At 52.5% G+C, this 16215-nt stretch carries 18 protein-coding genes; 9 read left to right on the forward strand and 9 right to left on the reverse strand.

Features of this window, described 5'->3' with window-relative positions; translation table 11 throughout:
* Position 1 precedes the first annotated feature (1 nt).
* Positions 2-544: a DUF924 family protein gene (locus tag BC440_RS10545; protein ID WP_071240078.1), complete on the forward strand. Its 543-nt coding sequence runs from the start codon at positions 2-4 to the stop codon at positions 542-544.
* 71 nt (positions 545-615) lie between these two features.
* Here BC440_RS10545 and BC440_RS10550 read toward each other — a convergent pair whose 3' ends face one another.
* Positions 616-1680, reverse strand: coding sequence for a glycosyl transferase family protein (locus tag BC440_RS10550; RefSeq protein WP_007092166.1), 1065 nt, complete (start codon positions 1678-1680; stop codon positions 616-618).
* A gap of 21 nt (positions 1681-1701) precedes the next feature.
* On the reverse strand, positions 1702-2475 hold the full coding sequence (gene yaaA / locus BC440_RS10555) for a peroxide stress protein YaaA (protein WP_071240079.1): 774 nt from the start codon (positions 2473-2475) through the stop codon (positions 1702-1704).
* A gap of 196 nt (positions 2476-2671) precedes the next feature.
* On the opposite strand from yaaA, the gene BC440_RS10560 reads away from it, so the two are divergent.
* Positions 2672-2992 carry a peptidylprolyl isomerase gene (locus BC440_RS10560; protein ID WP_007092164.1) on the forward strand — a complete coding sequence of 107 codons (321 nt, stop codon included), beginning with the start codon at positions 2672-2674 and terminating at the stop codon, positions 2990-2992.
* A gap of 79 nt (positions 2993-3071) precedes the next feature.
* Here the strand turns inward: BC440_RS10560 and BC440_RS10565 are convergent, their stop codons facing one another.
* From BC440_RS10565 to BC440_RS10575, 3 genes are all read right to left on the reverse strand, one after another.
* Positions 3072-3422, reverse strand: coding sequence for a DUF1491 family protein (locus tag BC440_RS10565; protein WP_007092163.1), 351 nt, complete (start codon positions 3420-3422; stop codon positions 3072-3074).
* Positions 3422-4216, reverse strand: a complete 795-nt coding sequence (locus BC440_RS10570; RefSeq protein ID WP_071240080.1) for a peptidoglycan DD-metalloendopeptidase family protein — start codon at positions 4214-4216, stop codon at positions 3422-3424. Before BC440_RS10570 ends, BC440_RS10565 begins: the two co-directional genes overlap by 1 nt.
* Before the next feature lie 88 nt (positions 4217-4304).
* Positions 4305-4790, reverse strand: coding sequence for a hypothetical protein (locus BC440_RS10575; RefSeq protein WP_007092161.1), 486 nt, complete (start codon positions 4788-4790; stop codon positions 4305-4307).
* A gap of 216 nt (positions 4791-5006) precedes the next feature.
* Between BC440_RS10575 and BC440_RS10580 the strand changes: the two genes are divergently transcribed.
* Positions 5007-5684: a DUF599 domain-containing protein gene (locus tag BC440_RS10580; RefSeq protein WP_071240081.1), complete on the forward strand. Its 678-nt coding sequence runs from the start codon at positions 5007-5009 to the stop codon at positions 5682-5684.
* Positions 5685-5722: 38 nt separating this feature from the next.
* On the opposite strand, the gene BC440_RS10585 is transcribed toward BC440_RS10580, so the two are convergent.
* Positions 5723-6910 (reverse strand): MFS transporter, encoded by a 1188-nt coding sequence (locus BC440_RS10585; RefSeq protein WP_071240082.1) that lies wholly within the window; start codon positions 6908-6910, stop codon positions 5723-5725.
* A gap of 386 nt (positions 6911-7296) precedes the next feature.
* On the opposite strand from BC440_RS10585, the gene thrS reads away from it, so the two are divergent.
* The 6 genes from thrS (at position 7297) to msrA (ending at position 13147) form a co-directional block, all read left to right on the forward strand.
* Positions 7297-9234, forward strand: coding sequence for a threonine--tRNA ligase (gene thrS / locus BC440_RS10590; RefSeq protein WP_071240083.1), 1938 nt, complete (start codon positions 7297-7299; stop codon positions 9232-9234).
* A gap of 261 nt (positions 9235-9495) precedes the next feature.
* Entirely contained in the window at positions 9496-9957 is a 462-nt protein-coding gene (locus tag BC440_RS10595) for a tetratricopeptide repeat protein (protein ID WP_071240084.1), read from the forward strand.
* A 113-nt stretch (positions 9958-10070) separates the two neighbouring features.
* Entirely contained in the window at positions 10071-10457 is a 387-nt protein-coding gene (locus BC440_RS10600) for a hypothetical protein (RefSeq protein WP_247643562.1), read from the forward strand.
* 167 nt (positions 10458-10624) lie between these two features.
* A complete protein-coding gene (locus BC440_RS10605) occupies positions 10625-11953 on the forward strand; it encodes an SPOR domain-containing protein (RefSeq protein WP_139192105.1) in 1329 nt (442 codons plus the stop codon).
* Positions 11954-12168: 215 nt separating this feature from the next.
* The gene (locus tag BC440_RS22940; protein ID WP_139192106.1) at positions 12169-12501 is read left to right on the forward strand and encodes a hypothetical protein; all 333 of its coding nucleotides are present in this window, start codon (positions 12169-12171) and stop codon (positions 12499-12501) included.
* A gap of 1 nt (position 12502) precedes the next feature.
* A complete protein-coding gene (gene msrA / locus BC440_RS10615; protein ID WP_063094020.1) occupies positions 12503-13147 on the forward strand; it encodes a peptide-methionine (S)-S-oxide reductase MsrA in 645 nt (214 codons plus the stop codon).
* 57 nt (positions 13148-13204) lie between these two features.
* Here msrA and BC440_RS10620 read toward each other — a convergent pair whose 3' ends face one another.
* The 3 genes from BC440_RS10620 to BC440_RS23615 form a co-directional block, all read right to left on the reverse strand.
* Positions 13205-13966 (reverse strand): IclR family transcriptional regulator C-terminal domain-containing protein, encoded by a 762-nt coding sequence (locus BC440_RS10620; RefSeq protein WP_007092152.1) that lies wholly within the window; start codon positions 13964-13966, stop codon positions 13205-13207.
* A gap of 71 nt (positions 13967-14037) precedes the next feature.
* Positions 14038-14844 (reverse strand): hypothetical protein, encoded by an 807-nt coding sequence (locus tag BC440_RS10625; RefSeq protein ID WP_071240087.1) that lies wholly within the window; start codon positions 14842-14844, stop codon positions 14038-14040.
* Positions 14845-15057: 213 nt separating this feature from the next.
* A complete protein-coding gene (locus BC440_RS23615) occupies positions 15058-16119 on the reverse strand; it encodes a methyl-accepting chemotaxis protein (RefSeq protein WP_071240088.1) in 1062 nt (353 codons plus the stop codon).
* Between the last annotated feature and the right edge of the window lie 96 nt (positions 16120-16215).

A 16215-nucleotide genomic window follows, 5' to 3' on the forward strand; every position in this document is an offset into this window, starting at 1 on the left:
CATGAAACCTGAATCCATTCTTGTGTTCTGGTTCAAGGAACTTGAGCCTAAACAATGGTTTGAAAAAGACACTGCAATTGACCGTCATATCGCGGAACGATTTGCTGATTTTCATGCCGCAGCAGCAGCCGGGGAATTGTATGGCTGGCGCAAAACCGCACATGGCCGACTGGCTGAAATCATTATTCTGGATCAGTTTTCTCGCAACATCTATCGCGACAAACCGGAATCATTTGCCTCCGACCCTATGGCACTCGCTCTGGCACAGGAAGCCGTTGCACATGGCTTTGATATCAAACTGACCAAGCCCGCCGAAAAATCCTTCCTGTATATGCCCTACATGCATTCGGAATCAGAAGCCATTCACGAGATCGCACTGGATTTGTTTAACCAGCCGGGCCTTGAAAACAATCATGGCTACGAAATCAAACACAAACGGATCATCGATCGTTTCGGTCGCTATCCGCACCGTAATGACATTCTGGGGCGGACATCAACGCCAGATGAAATTGCGTTCCTAAAAGAACCAAACTCTTCATTCTAAAAATAACAAAAGGGGATGATTCGTCTCACCATCCCCTGATTTGATTTGGCAGTCACTCACCCCTGCGATTTTCAACCGATCTTGCGGTCACGCTTTTCCCACCAGCCATCAACCAGTGCTTCGGCTTCGTCCATGTAGTCGGCCTTGCCTGCAAGGAACGCCCCCATTGCCGCACTGCCTTTGATGCGCGCAATCGCGGCACTGTCTTCGACCTCGCCGCGCCATACGGCCATAAAATGCTGCAAGGTCACCGGGCTGTTGTCTTCATCGTCCTTTTCAGTCCGCGCCAGAAGTGCCGGCCAGCGAACGTCGCTAAGCTCGCCATTGTCAAGCATACGAAGATCGACATGCTTGAACGGTGTGCGTTCCGCCTCACCGCCGCCGCCCTTGATGACGCCAATACGCGGTAATTCCAGAAGCTTTCCGGTTTCCCGATGAACATCAAGAAACGCCGGATGGAATACGCCAAGAAACGCCGCACGCGCCTGCAACGGATTAAGCAGACGCAGCAGGGTATTGACCGGACTGCGCAACCCCAATAAAGGCCGCAGACCAATCAGCTCCTGCAATTTCGGATGGATGTGGCGCAGCGGCAAATAGGCAAAGCCCTTCGACGCAATATCGGAACGTGCTTCGTCGGCCGACATCGCCAAGGGCAATTTTAGCGTCTTGACCGCAACCTCGGTGCTCACACCGTTGGTCAGGTGCGAATTATAGCCATGCATCAGAACCGGAATACCATTCCGCGACAGCAACATCGCAGACAGCACGAACCACGGCAAACCGCGCGAACGCCCTGCCGCATAGGATGGCCAATCCAGCATCGGATGACATTTTTCCGGAATCAGGCTTTCATCGTCCAGCTCAAGCCGCGCGGCCTTGCGAACGGCTTCGATCATGCCTGCCAGTTCTTCGGGCGTTTCGGCACGATAACGCAGCATCAAAAGAAACGCGCCCAGTTGGATCGGTTCCACCTCGTCACGCAGGATCATTGAAAAGGCTTCAAATGCCTCTTCGCGCGTCAGGCTGCGTGAACGCCCCGGTCCACGGAAGAAAGTCCGCAGATATCCGGAAAACGGATGAGCTTCCGGCAGATGGTTGTCATCTTCAAGCTGCTCAAGATGGTCGTCGGTCATACGATCGCACCACTTCTGTTATCAGTTATGTTCGCGTGTAAATATCCACTCGTTATCATTTGACTGATCTTTTTGATAGCGATAACCGTCCATATCGAACGATTTAAGGTCCTCGGGCTTTTCCAGACGATTGTCGATCATGTAACGCGCCATCATGCCACGTGCACGTTTGGCCGAGAAACCAATGACCTTGCCAACACCGGCTTTGACTTCCTTGAAGACCGGCGTGATCACCGGACCGTCAAGCACATCTTCTTTCACCGACTTGAAGTATTCATGCGATGCCAGATTGATCAGGCTGCGGTTCTTGTGATCAGCGGTAATAGTATTGATCTGTCTGGCAATCTTATCACCCCAGAATGCATAAAGATCCTTGCCACGTGGGTTCGAAAGTCGGGTTCCCATTTCAAGACGATAGGGCTGCATCAAATCACGCGGTTTCAAAAGACCATAAAGGCCCGAAAGCATCCGGAAATGGTTTTCGGCCCAGTCGATATCTTTTTGATCCATCGTGTCGGCATCAAGACCGACATAGGTATCACCACGGAACGCGTAAATTGCAGGCTTGGCGTTTGTGCGATCAAAAGGCCGTGAAAAATGCGCAAAGCGCTGATAATTCAGATCAGCAAGATTTTCACTGATCCCCATCAGCTTCATCAAATCGCTGCGGCTTTTTTTACGCGCAACTTCAATAAGTTCTTCAGTATCGTCGAGAAATTGCGGTTCTGAAACGGCCATTTCAGGTGCATCCGTTTCGAAATCAAGTTTCTTTGCCGGAGAAACAACAGCAAGCATTAAAACGCCTCTTCTCTTTCATCTCTGATCATTTTGTCGTAACAAGCCACAAGGCATGGAGAAAGTCTAGGGCCAAGCCCATGTACACGCGTATATACGTTTGTGCATCGGTTTGGACCCTTTGCATTCCCCATAGATTTCTAATCTTGCAGAAAATCCGCAGGGTACAACCCACCTGTGGAAGAAAGGACGAGTTATGAGTGAACAAGTTCGCGCGTCGCACATTCTTCTGATGTATGCTGGTTCGGCACGCTCCAGTGCAACCCGCACCAAAGAAGAAGCGCTTACCGAAATCAACGCGCTCAAAGACCAGATCGCCAATGGTGCTGACTTCGGTGAAGTCGCCAAAGCAAACTCTGACTGTCCGTCCGGTCAGCAGGGCGGTGACCTTGGCTTCTTTGGACGTGGCATGATGGTTCCGGAATTCGATGCCGCTGCTTTCAACATGGAAGTCGGCACTACGTCCGACGTGGTGGAAACCGATTTCGGTTACCACCTGCTGCAGCGCACCGCCTGATTGGCGCTCACCAAAATACCAAAGGGCTCGCAACAACTTGCGGGCCCTTCTTGATTTAGCACTTCGGAAATCTCATCCATCAAAAATCGACCAGTGGCGCATCAAGCTCGTATTCGCCCTTGTGATCCTCGATCTCCAGCACCCAGACATCTCGATCAAATTTCACCTGTTTGCGCCAGTATTCGTCGCAGGCGAACTCGGTCTCGCGTCCACCATCCGCGCCGCCGGCCACCTGCATCCAGCCCATATCGCCATCAAGTGTCGTCACCCGCGAAAAGACATAGCATCCGGCCGCAAAACGATTGAGCTTCAGCAGCACCGCACCGGCATCTTCATTGCCCATGTGCACCACCATCGCCGTAATCAGCTTTGATTGGCAGATCGCAATCTGCCCGCGAACCCAGATGCCAGCCTTAAGCCGTGGCTGCATTACTGGCCACCCCGCTTTGCCGTCACATTTTCAGGCATTTGCAGGATCAGATTGGCATTTGGACAGATGCTTTCCCAGATGTCCCATTCCGATGGCTTTGCCGCCCCGAAATAATCGCCCTTTTTACCCAGCATATCGAAAATGATCTGAAAATGAAGATGCGGAATCCAGTCGCCATTAATCGGGAAATCGCCAAAAGCACATAGAAGATGGTCTTTTTCCACGGGCTGTCCGATATAAAGACCTTCAAGCGAATCACGGCTTAGGTGACCATACAATGTATAGAAAGTCACATCCGGTTCCGGATTGTGTTCAAGGATGATGGTCGGCCCATAATCAAGATGCAGATTGTTATCGCCAAAGCTGTGGACGACGCCATCAAGTGGCACATAAACGGGCGTACCCGCCGGGGCGAAAAGATCAATGCCAAGATGCTGGCTGCGCGCCTCGCCATCATTTTTGAATTGATCGGATTGATAACATATCCGGTCTTCGCGATAACGACCGACACCTACCGGCGCATTGGCATCCGCCATCTGCTGCCACATGATTTCGGTCTGGCGCGCCGGATCGCTGGTACCACCAATCACCACATCGCCATTGCTTGAAAAGTCATAAACGATTTTAGCACAGCTTTTCAGATCGCAATCCAGGACCGACGCGAAATCAGCCTGATGATCAATGATCCATTGGCGAAGTCGCGGTGCATCAGCCACCGGTTCCTGCCCCTTTGCGTAACGATCAAGATAAGACTGAAAACGTGCAGACGCATCATCAAGAATGGCTGTGCTCACAATGGTGGCTCCGGCAAAGAAAAAGGCAGGATGAAAACACCCTGCCTTTGCCTACATGATATTTTGTCATAAGGGCAAGTCCCAAGACTTACCAGTTGGTGACTTCGTACTCGCACGCGACATCGTCATCATCGGTATCGGTCAGTGCCACCGTCAGGCGACGCATCTGCGGATTAAAGCGTTTAACGAAATTCAAAAGCACCAGCGCTTCTTCGGAAAGATCGCCGGCATCTTCATCGTCTTCATCAAGTTCGCACAGCTCTACCAATTCAAGGAATAGAGCCGCAAGTGCACGTTTGACGTCTTCGCCGCCTTTAAGACCACCGGTCAATTCACCAAGCGGCCCCAGATCAACATCAAGCTTGCGAAGCGTCTTGCTCATCTGGTCGATGGCATCTTCGTCCAGAACCATCTCGGCCGCGATCATGTGCGTGCCGACTTCATTGATGTTCAGGAAACCGATAAATTCGAACAGATCGTCCTTGTTACGGCCTTCGGCCAGAAGCTGTTCGGTATGCGCTTCGAATTCTTCGAAGTCGATGTCTTCGCCAAGATCGTTTTCGAGGTCGCTCATGTCGCTCTCCAGTGAAAATTTGCGCCGCTCATACTCTGTATCGGTGAAAAATACAACCCGCACCGGGTCAATAGGGATCAGACATGCATGGATCACAGATCGGAATGAATACAGGAAACATTAAACCCGATTGCGAAGAAACATGTATCCTCAGTAGGATGACGTTACAGGCCGCCGTGTTTTATGGTCGAAACGAATTTAAAGACGGATCACACTATGCCCGAATTTACGTTACTGGACATCGCCGCTGTTAGTTGGGCATTTCTCTGGTGGGTGGGCTATACCATCTTTGCCGATGCAAGTTCGCGACGGCGTAATTCGATTTCGGCCCATATGGCGCGCAATCGGCATCGCTGGATGGAACAGATGCTTCAACGCAATCTGCGCATGGTTGATACCTCCATCGCGGGTAACCTGATCACCGGCATCAGTTTCTTTTCATCGACCACCATTCTGGTCCTGATTGGTTTGATCGCACTTCTTGGCTACACCGAAAAAGCAATCCAAACGGTATCCGCCCTGCCCTTTGCCGTCGAAACAACGGCAGCAGTCTGGGAATGCAAGGTCGTGCTGCTGATTCTGATCTTTATCTATGCGTTCTTCAAGTTCACATGGGCATTCCGTCTGTCGAACTATTGTTCGATCCTGATCGGTGCTGCCCCGGACCCAAGCGCACCGGATGCGGTCAGGGCAGCCGCCCGGGCATCACGCATGAGCATGATGTCAGCGCACAATTTCAATCGCGGCATTCGCGCCTATTTCTTCGCGCTGTCAGCACTTGCGTGGTTCTATCATCCGGTCGCGTTCATCATCGGCGCCGCATGGGTTACGCTGGTTTTATACAATCGGGAATTTCGGTCCCACGCACTTGATATTCTTGCCGGGCATCACTGACACGAAAAAGGCCGCATCAATTGGCCTTTTTGCATTTTTCAAGCTGGTTGACGACGGCGGCGCAACGCGTATCCGGCAAGCACCAACATCACCAACCCAACCGGCAAGGCCGCCGAATACAGCAAGGTTGACCATCCTGCCCCAGCATATATCGAGCCAGCTGACAATGATGCAATGGCAACAGTGCCAAACACCACAAATTCATTGATCGCCTGTACGCGGGCCTGCTCCGCCGGGCGATAGTTTTCGGTCAGGAAGGTGGTCGCGCCAACGAACATAAAGTTCCATCCAACCCCAAGCAGCACAAGAGACGGCCAGAAATTGCCGATCAAATCCTCCCCGCCCAGACCAAATGCCAGACAGATCAGGTTCAGCACCGCCCCCGCCTGAATGATGCCGAGGGCACCAAACCGGCGGATCAGGTTGCCGGTAAAGAAACCCGGCGCATACATACCCACCACATGCCACTGAATGATGAAGGCGGCATCGCCGAACTCGTAATTGCAATCAAGGATCGCAAGTGGTGTTGCAGTCATGACAAAGCTCATGACCGCATAGCCAAGTGCCCCGGCAATCATTGCAACGATCACGGCAGGTTGCCCTATCACCACTCTGAGCGGACGCGCCGGTTCATCATGCTTGGTGCCACGCATATCAGGAAGGCGCAACTGGCTGATCGCCAGAACCAGCAGAAATTGAATCCCGATCAGTGCCAGGAAAGTTCCGAGAAATGGCACCGTATCAAACCAGTTGCGTGCAAAACTTGCCAGGTTTGGTCCGACGAAGGCAGCAGCAAGCCCGCCCAGCATGGTCAGTGAAATCGCACGAGAACGGAATTCCGGCGGCGCGGCCTCGGCTGCGGCGAAACGATATTGCATGGCGATGGCATTGGCAGACCCGATGCAGGCGCAAGCTACACACAGCAACCAGAAATTCCCCCAATAGACCGTCCCCATGCCTGCCACGGCACCGACCATGCCGATACCAGATCCGATCCAGAATCCGACACGGCGACCGAACCTGCTCATCATCAATGCCGACGGAGCGGTCGTCGCCATCATTGCAATCATGGTGAACGCAACCGGTAACGTAGAAAGTGATTTATCTGGCGCCAGCGAATAACCGATTACGGCTGCAACCGTAAACAGCAGTGACATCGCGCTGGCCGACAGGGCAACACATAAACTTAAAAACAGAACATTTCGGCGCACTTCGGGACTGGACATACGGGGCGTACCTTCATCAGGCTCTGGCGTGGTGGCGCCGTTTCAATCTGGTGTTTTTGCAAACTACAAGAACAAGGAACTGCTGTAAAATCTTAACCGGGTTACGGCTTGCCCTGCTCTCTTTTGATGCTATATTGGCTTTTCAATTAACGGGATAGCATCAATGCACGGCATGGCCGACAATAAATTGATGGAATGCACAATCACCGCATGTCTTTCGGGCAACGCGGCTTTGTGTGTTGTTTCCCCGGTCGCTTTTTTCAAAGAGCGAACTTGACCTCATCCTGAAATTCCTTTTCTTGTGCCTAAAGCCCGCGTAAATATGCGGGTTTGAAAAATGCGCACATGACATTTATGCCCGCAGATAAAGCAGAGTTGAGCCAGACATGATTGCCCTCACCCTTCCGGACGGCGCCGTACGCGAATTTGACGGCCCTGTATCGGGTTTCGATGTTGCCAAAAGCATCAGTCCCTCGCTGGCAAAGAAATCCTTTGCCATCATCGTTAACGGCGAATTGCGCGACCTGTCGCGCGAAATCGATACTGATGCCGCCATCGAAATCGTGACCAAGGGGCACAAGGAGGTTCTGCCGCTGATCCGGCATGACTGCGCCCATGTCATGGCCGAAGCGGTTCAGGAACTCTATCCGGACACGCAGGTCACGATCGGCCCGTCCATCGAAAACGGTTTCTATTACGACTTTGCCCGCAAGACACCCTTTACGCCGGACGATCTGATCAAGATCGAAAAGCAGATGCACAAGATCGTCGAGCGGAACGAGAAAATCGAACGCGAAGTCTGGGATCGTAACGAAGCGATCAAATTCTTCCTCGACAAGGGTGAAGACTATAAAGCGGAGATCATTCGCGATCTTCCGGAAACCGAAACCATCACCTGCTATCGCCAGGGCAATTTCATTGACCTGTGCCGTGGCCCGCATGCCCCGTCGACCGGCAAGATCGGCAAAGCCTTCAAACTGATGAAGGTTGCCGGTGCCTATTGGCGTGGCAACTCGGATAACGAGATGCTGCAACGTATCTATGGCACCTGCTGGGAAACGCAGGAAGACCTCGATGCCTATCTGCACATGCTTGAAGAAGCCGAAAAGCGTGATCATCGCCGCCTTGGCCGCGAAATGGACCTCTTCCACATGCAGGAAGAGGCACAGGGTTCGGTTTTCTGGCACGACAAGGGCCTGAAGCTGTATCGCAAGGTAGAAACATATATCCGTGAACGTCTTGATGCAGAAGGTTATCAGGAAGTGCGCACACCGCAGCTTGTTGACCGTATCCTTTGGGAAAAATCCGGCCACTGGGAAAAGTTCCGCGAGAACATGTTCACCACGACCCCGGATGAGGACGACCCGGAAAAGGTTCTGGCTCTCAAGCCGATGAACTGCCCGTGCCACGTGCAGATTTTCCGTATGGGCAGCAAGTCCTATCGTGACCTGCCGCTGCGTATGGCTGAATTCGGCTGCTGCCACCGTAATGAGCCGTCCGGCGGCCTGCATGGCATCATGCGCGTGCGTCAGTTCATTCAAGATGACGCGCATATCTTCTGCACCGAAGACCAGATTGTCTCGGAAACCAAGATTTTCTGTGACCTTCTGAAATCGGTTTACAAGGATTTTGGCTTTACCGACATCCTCGTCAAATTCTCGGACCGTCCGGAAGTCCGTGCCGGTTCCGATGAAATCTGGGACAAGGCAGAAGCCGCCCTTCGCGAAGCCGCCGAAGAAGCTGGTCTGACGCTTGAAATTAACCCGGGCGAAGGCGCGTTCTATGGGCCGAAGCTTGAGTTTGTTCTGCGTGATGCGATTGGTCGTGACTGGCAGTGTGGCACCCTTCAGGCCGACTTCGTGCTACCTGAACGCCTTGACGCGTCTTATATGGGCGAAGATGGTGAAAAGCATCGTCCGGTCATGCTGCATCGCGCGATCCTTGGCTCGCTTGAACGCTTCATTGGCATTCTGATCGAAAACTATGCCGGTCGCCTGCCGCTTTGGCTGTCACCTGTTCATGCCATGATCTGCTCGATCACCAACGAAGCCGATAGCTACGCAGAGGACGTCAAAAAAGCACTTCAGGCCAAAGGTTTGAATGTTGAGCTTGACCTTCGAAATGAGAAGATCAGCTACAAGGTTCGCGAACACAGCCACGCGAAAATCCCGCTGATCCTTGCTCTTGGCAAACGCGAAGCAGAGGAAAAAACAGCGTCGGTCCGTCGTCTCGGTTTTCAGCATCAGAAAACCATGGGGATTGATGAGCTGGCCGAAAACATGGCGACCGAAATCCGTGATCGCGTAATCGAAGCCGATTTCTGATCGCCTGCCCACTTCAAGGCGAAACCACAAAGGCCCGCATGTTTTATTGCGGGCCTTCGCATTTTGCGTATTTCAGGACGGCACAGCGGAACCAAAGGTTTCAACATTCGTTTGGCAATCGCCACCTAATTCAGGGCTTTGGAATATAGTTCTTTCACCAACTCGTGACTGCACTTAACGCAAAGTTGTGCTAAATCCGAAACTGATCCCAAGCTCCCAACGTATCTGGTGCATATGTTTTTTCAGGAAAAGGTAGCGACAATGAATTCCAAAGGTAAAACCCGTTATTCTATTGCATCGCTGGCGATGACGCTTGCATTGGGTACTGCATCCTCCGCAGCTTTGGCGATGGGCAGCGGCAGCAGTTGGGGCAGCGATACACCCGATCTGTCCGAAGTCGTCGAAATGATTGATGCTGGCAAATACGACACAGCTATCGCAAGCCTTGAAGGCATGCTCGAAGATGATCCGAAAAATGCCGATATCCTTAACTATCTTGCTTATAGTCAGCGGAAATCAGGCGATCTTGAAAGTGCGTCCCAAAACTACGAACGCGCATTGATGATTGATCCGGAACACAAGGGTGCTTTGGAATATCAGGGCGAACTGTTCCTTCAGACCGGAAAGCCCGACATGGCGCGTGAAAACCTTGCGCGACTGGAGAAAGTCTGCGGTATGGATTGCGACGAATACAAAGAGCTGTCAGCAAAAATTCCGCAATAGATTTGCACCGCAAAAAACCTTCCGAAACTATTCGTTAGGATAACTTTGCAACACACACATTTGTCGCCATGTATTACCCCTCTTGTGGGTAATACATGGAACTGGACTTGGTCATGCCTGACGCTGTGCTGCGGAAAAGTTATACTGTTGTTGTCGTGCGCAGCACCGGACAGCAAATGGACCTGGAAACGCTTTCGGATTATCAAAGCGCGATCAATTCTGCGAAAAACGCATTGACCAACAATAACAATTCCGAAGTTCGCGTTGTCGAAAACAAATATGACGACGCCACAAAACGCGACAAAAAACAGGTTGTGAAAATCCTGACCCGTCAGAAAAGTGGCGCAGGAAATGGCGGCGCGGCAAAATCACGCGCAAAGGATTCCGGCGTCAGCCACGAAGTGGCCAACCAGTTTAGCAAGGGGATCGTCAACATCGTTCTGGCGATTACCGTTCTGGTGCTTCTTGCCGGGATTGTCATCCCATTGATGAACCGCTGATAGTGCATAACACCGCTAATCGCATCGAAACGACGATATCCCACGAGACGCTGAGATAAATCGATCATCTGTTTTCTCTGACTGCTTGACAGTGTGCCGCCCGGTTGCAAAATTGGTGAAGTCCATGCAATGGACCTTTGGGGGCTCAAAGGGAAATCAGGTGCCAATTGATCAATAAAAGCGCCAAATCCGTCATATCGTCGCGCTGGAAATACGGCTGCCTGACGATTGCCCTATTCGTCCCCCTGCTCTCCGGATGCTCTTCTGACGATATGATGTCGCTGTTTGGCAGCGAAACTGGGGCCAAACAAATCAAGATCAGCGATACGGACAGCCAGTCGCAAACGGCAATAGCAGCTGGCATCGATAGTGCTGCCTGCGGCCTTTTCTTTGATAATGCATCTGCCGGGACAGTTTCGAACCAGGCCCTGAATGACAATGCAGCAGAACCGATATCGCTGCAGGGCAATCCGGCCGATGACCTGCGTCAGGCCGTGGCACTTGATCTTGCCAACGAACATGCAAAGGCGCGGCGCCTTTATCTCTGGTTGACCGCGGTCGATCCGAATGCCTCGATCTCGATCAATTGCGGTAACGGCATTATGCTAAGCGGTACGATCACAAGCCTTGCACAAAAGCGCATCAAGGCGATGGATATCAGCAATCCTGATCTTGCCCGCTCGCGCGAAATTGATGCGGTGGTTGCTTCGGCAATCGTTGCGCCCGGCCCGGAACTTCCCGATCCGCCGACGGTGCAACGAAATCGCGATTTTTACAAAAACACTGTCGCGGTCGACATTCCGCCCGAGGATTCAACGGCTGCACGTCCTGCAATGGAAATGGATGTCAGCAGCAATACAGCACGCCTGACCTCTGTTGACCGACCAGCAAGGAAAATTGCCGCACCGTCTGTTGCCCCTCAAACAGAGCCACTAACCGCGGCAACGACACCACCTACGATCAAAGGCGATGCGGTTACGCCAAGCGCGTCACACAAGGCTCTGATTTCAACAACGCGTCCCATTGAAAGCGGCACGCTGGAACTGATAGATGAAACACCTGCATCGCAAAGCACCTTGATCGAAGTTCCAATGGTGGATGCGCCAAACAAAGCACAAGCTGAAGAGAGCGCGGAGAAAATTCCAACCGAGCCAGCAAAGATTGCTGAAGCCCCTGCACCTTCGATCCGTGAACAGGAACCCAAGCAAGAAGCGTCTCAATCGGTTCAAACAAGCAGTTCTTCTTATTACGCGGTGCAATTGGCGGCCTATCGTTCGCGTGAAATGGCTGAATCCCGTTGGTTGAAATTTGAAACTATGGGCGACGGCATCCTTCGTGGCGCAAGCCACGAGGTCCAAAGCATTGCGATTGAAGGTCAAGGTCTGTTTTTCCGCCTTATGACCGGACAGTATTCCAGCCAGTCCGAAGCACAGTCAGCGTGTGGCGGCCTGAAACGCGCCGGAATTGACTGTCTGATCCGTCACATAAAACCCTGAAATCACATCTTCGGAAAAAGCTTCAGGGTTTTGACTTATCGTCGGGTGGCATACCCACCCCGGATGCTTTACCTGCCCAGTGACCGAATGACCGGTGCCGATGAAGCGCTTCCGGCCTTGTCTTACGGCCATGCCTGCGAAGAAACCCCGGCAGGCGCTTCAGAACCGCCTCGATTCTGGTGTTATGCCGATAATATCGCCAACGCAAATACTGGATGAAACGCCTTGTGCGTTTTGACCCGGCCGCCAGCATCGGGATGCCAATCGCAATAAAAACCATCCCGAAAAACGGGGGCGGCAGAGGCAGGAATACGAACCCGATGAACAGGTTGATTACACCGCCACCAATCAGCAAGGATGATTTCAAATGTCTTGCGCGTCGCAAATCAGCGGCTTCCAGCGATAATGACATGCAGTATTCTTATTATCGCGTCCCGCGCGGCCCTTACCAAAAGAATGTTCGAAGACAATTTACCGTGAAGGCAATTGCCAAAGCATCGATCTGGGTTAAATTGCAACTCAGTCCATTAACTCAAGGCAGGTTCTGACATGTTCTCTTCGATCGCCCCAGAAAAAGTCTCTATCCCGTCTGCCGAAACAGCCCTGCCCGGTCGCGCCGAGAAATTGCAGGTCGCAGACCGTCACGCGGTTACCGGAAATCCGATGACCGGCCCGTTTCCCGACAACCTTGAAACAGCTGTCTTTGGTATGGGCTGCTTCTGGGGGGCGGAGCGTCTTTTCTGGAAGCAGGATGGCGTCTTTACCACAGCAGCAGGTTACGCGGGTGGCCACACTGAAAACCCCACATATCGCGAGGTTTGCAGCGGCATGACGGGCCATGCGGAAGTTGTGCAGATCGTCTTTGATCCGACAGTGATATCCTATCAGGCATTGCTGCGACTGTTCTGGGAAAATCATGACCCGACCCAGGGAATGCGCCAAGGGAATGATATCGGCACACAGTACCGGTCGGTAATCTATACCCTGAACGACACACAGAAAGAAGCCGCCGAGACGTCGAGAAAACAATATCTTGATGCGCTCAAATCCGCCGGGCGCAATGCCATCACAACCGAAATCAAAGACGCCCCGCCATTCTTCTATGCAGAAGACTTCCATCAGCAGTATCTGCACAAGAACCCGGATGGTTACTGCGGCCTTGGCGGAACCGGCATTTCGTGCCCGGGATTATAAAACGCAATACAAGGTTTAATGATCAGCCTGCATGAACACCAATGCGGGCTGATCATCTTACACCGGTTTGCCGCCATATTCACGGCTAAGATCTGCACAAACCCGCCGGACTTTCAATCCGAACTGTTCAATCCGTTCGTTCGGTATGCGGGCAGCGGGGCCCGACAAGGATAGTGCCGCAATCGGCAGTCCTGTCTCATCACGTACAACGCCTGCAACACAGCGCAAGCCAATGGCATGTTCTTCATCGTCAAGTGCGTATCCACGCTGTCTTGACCGGTTCAGATCACTTTTCAGCGTATCGGCACTGATCAGTGTACGTTCGGTGATTTTTGGCAGACCATGCTGCGTGATTACCGCATTCACCTCTTCATCAGGCAGAAATGCAAGCAGTGCCTTCCCCACCCCCGAGCAATGCATCAGCGCCCGGCGGCCTGGCGTTACCAATGCCCGCATCATCTTGCGGCATTCCACCTGCGACAGGAAAATAACTTCGCCGCCATCAGCCACAGCCAGATTGACCGTTTCGCCACTGTCTTCCATCAAGGCGCGCATATAGGGGCGCGCGATCTGGCTAAGATTACGGTTTTTCGTAAAGGCATTACCCACACTGAACGCCTGCACGCCGATCGACCACAGCGTTCGTTCACCATCGAATGTGACATAGCGTTCATGCTGCATCGTCGTCAATAACCGGTGCACGGTAGAGGGCGGCAAATGCACCTGATGGGCGATTTCGGTCAAGGTCATCCCGTACTCGCTATCCGCAAGCGTGTTCAGAATGCTGATTGCCCTTACCAATGACTGAACCTGCTGCATGCAGATCATCCTTCCGGTCGCAGGCTTTGGAGCCTTGGGAACTGATATATTGTAATATTATGGGATCGGCTTCAGACACGCACGGACTTTTCGCGCATCCAGACCAAAGTGGAATAAGCGATCAAATAAACTGTCGCTGCCGCGAAGCTAAGCAATGTACCAACATTAACACCCCAAACCGGATACGTGAACGTCACCGCAAGAATATAAATCCAAAGCGATCCCATACCTCTTGGGAAGTTACGGATTACCGTGTGCAATGGACCAATGCCATAAGATGCATGCAGGATCAGCATCATCGGATAAAGCGTCACCGGGAACCCTGAAAAAAGCCCGGCCCATTTCGGTCCGATCCATGCCGCAATACCGCTGATGCCAAGAACAATCAGGGCGGCAAGAACAGCTCTAAACAGCACGATGCGTCGGGTCAACCGCACCCGGTTCAATATGCGAACATTCTCGATCCCCCGAAACAGTATCAGAGCGACGATCATGGCAGCCAACAGGGTAACGGCACCTGAAATCCGGGTAAACTGGATCTGCTGGCAAATCCATGAAACGAACATGAATGCGCCAAAGGCCGCGACGGAACTTACCGGTATCTGCAATATCATCCGGCAGTCTGACAACAACCGTGACGTCAGGTAATAGGCATATAGAAAGGCAAGTGTTGCGATCAGCCCCGGCAGGGCATAGACGGCGCTTTCTGTCGCAAACACAACGCCCTGCTCCAGCCCGATGAAATACAGCAGGATCGCCGTTCCAAGCGGGTAACCGGAAAGCACCCCGGCGGCACGCGGGCCTGTACGCTCCGCAAGGATGGATAACCCCAGCACAACAGAAATTGATACTGCAAGCTTGGCAAACAGCAACGTCAAGGTAACCTCCCGCGGCTTATTTTAACAATTCATCGATGAATTGTCGTAATATTATATTTTACCGCTATCTCCTTTTTCCAGCCTGCGCAAGCAGGAACCAATTTTAGGATGTTTCACGAACACCAGGTGCATAAGCAAAAAAGCGAGCCCCGACGGTGCCCGCTTTTCTGGTTGCTATGCTTTTCTTGGTCTGGCTTTGCTGCCGACCCGGCCCTATGACGCCATTGAAAGCTTTGCCCCCGGCTTATCAACTGCTTTGGTGGCATTTCGGGGTTGTTGAACAATCACCCCGCGCCAACCAAGCCCCTTATATGTCTCATAACCGGGCGTTAGCGCATAAGCAACCAGTGACCCATCCGCCAGTAGATAGGAACCACGATTGGGGTCCTTGACCTCCAACCGGATCTGCTCGCTCAAGACGCCCTGATTATCGGACGCCGCGATGATGCGATTTTGCGAGTCAATCAGCATTACACGCGTGCGTGCACGCTCTTCATCGCTGAAGTTCAATGCCTTTACCACCATCGGCGCCTGGTTTTCCCAATCAAAGAAAACCCCCATAACACCGATAACGTCGCCTTTTGCCTTACCGCCCCGTCGAACAGCCGTCGCATAGGTCGCCGTAGCCGCGTTATTTAGCAGCTCACTGTGCGCGATATCCGCAACCGCATACGCCCCGCCATCCCGACATCGCATAGCTTCGCGGAACCACGGCATGTGACCGATATCTGTACCGATAAGACGGTATTTATCCGGACGCCCGGTGGCAATGATCCGGCCGTTACAATCCGCAATCCAAAGGTCAAGATAGACGGTATAGGAATCAAGGATCACGCCAAGGCGCTGCGATGTCTGGCTGGCGATTTCACCGTTGTCCGGGTTCTCGCAAACATCAACAACCGCGGCGTCTGTGGCCCACCATCGAACATCACAAGACCGCTCAAACAGGTTTCGGTCCATAAGCTCGACAACATATCGTGACAGGTCGGCAAAGCGGTCGCCACGCGCCGTTTGCGCCGTTCGCTCAAGATCAAGCGCCAGACTTTCAAACATATGTTCGAGTTCTTCGGTAATGACGGTTACGCGCTGCGAGATTTCCTTAACCTCGTTGGCAACGACGCCAAACCCGCGGCCTACTTCCCCCGCACGTGCTGCTTCGATCAACGCATTCAGCGCCAATGTCCGCGTAGCCCGGGTTACACCTTTTATTTCTGTGATCTTCTCATTGGCAAGTTGCGACATCTCTGTTGCCACCTGCAAAATTCGTTCGGGCATTCCCGCAAGCTCCCCTTGCAAAATTTGGTTTCACCCCGTGTTGATGCTTTTTTTTTATGCATCATTCTTAAGCGTGCAATTTATATGCGATTCATG

It is taken from the genome of Thalassospira sp. MIT1004 (assembly GCF_001858545.1).
Lineage (GTDB): Bacteria > Pseudomonadota > Alphaproteobacteria > Rhodospirillales > Thalassospiraceae > Thalassospira > Thalassospira xiamenensis.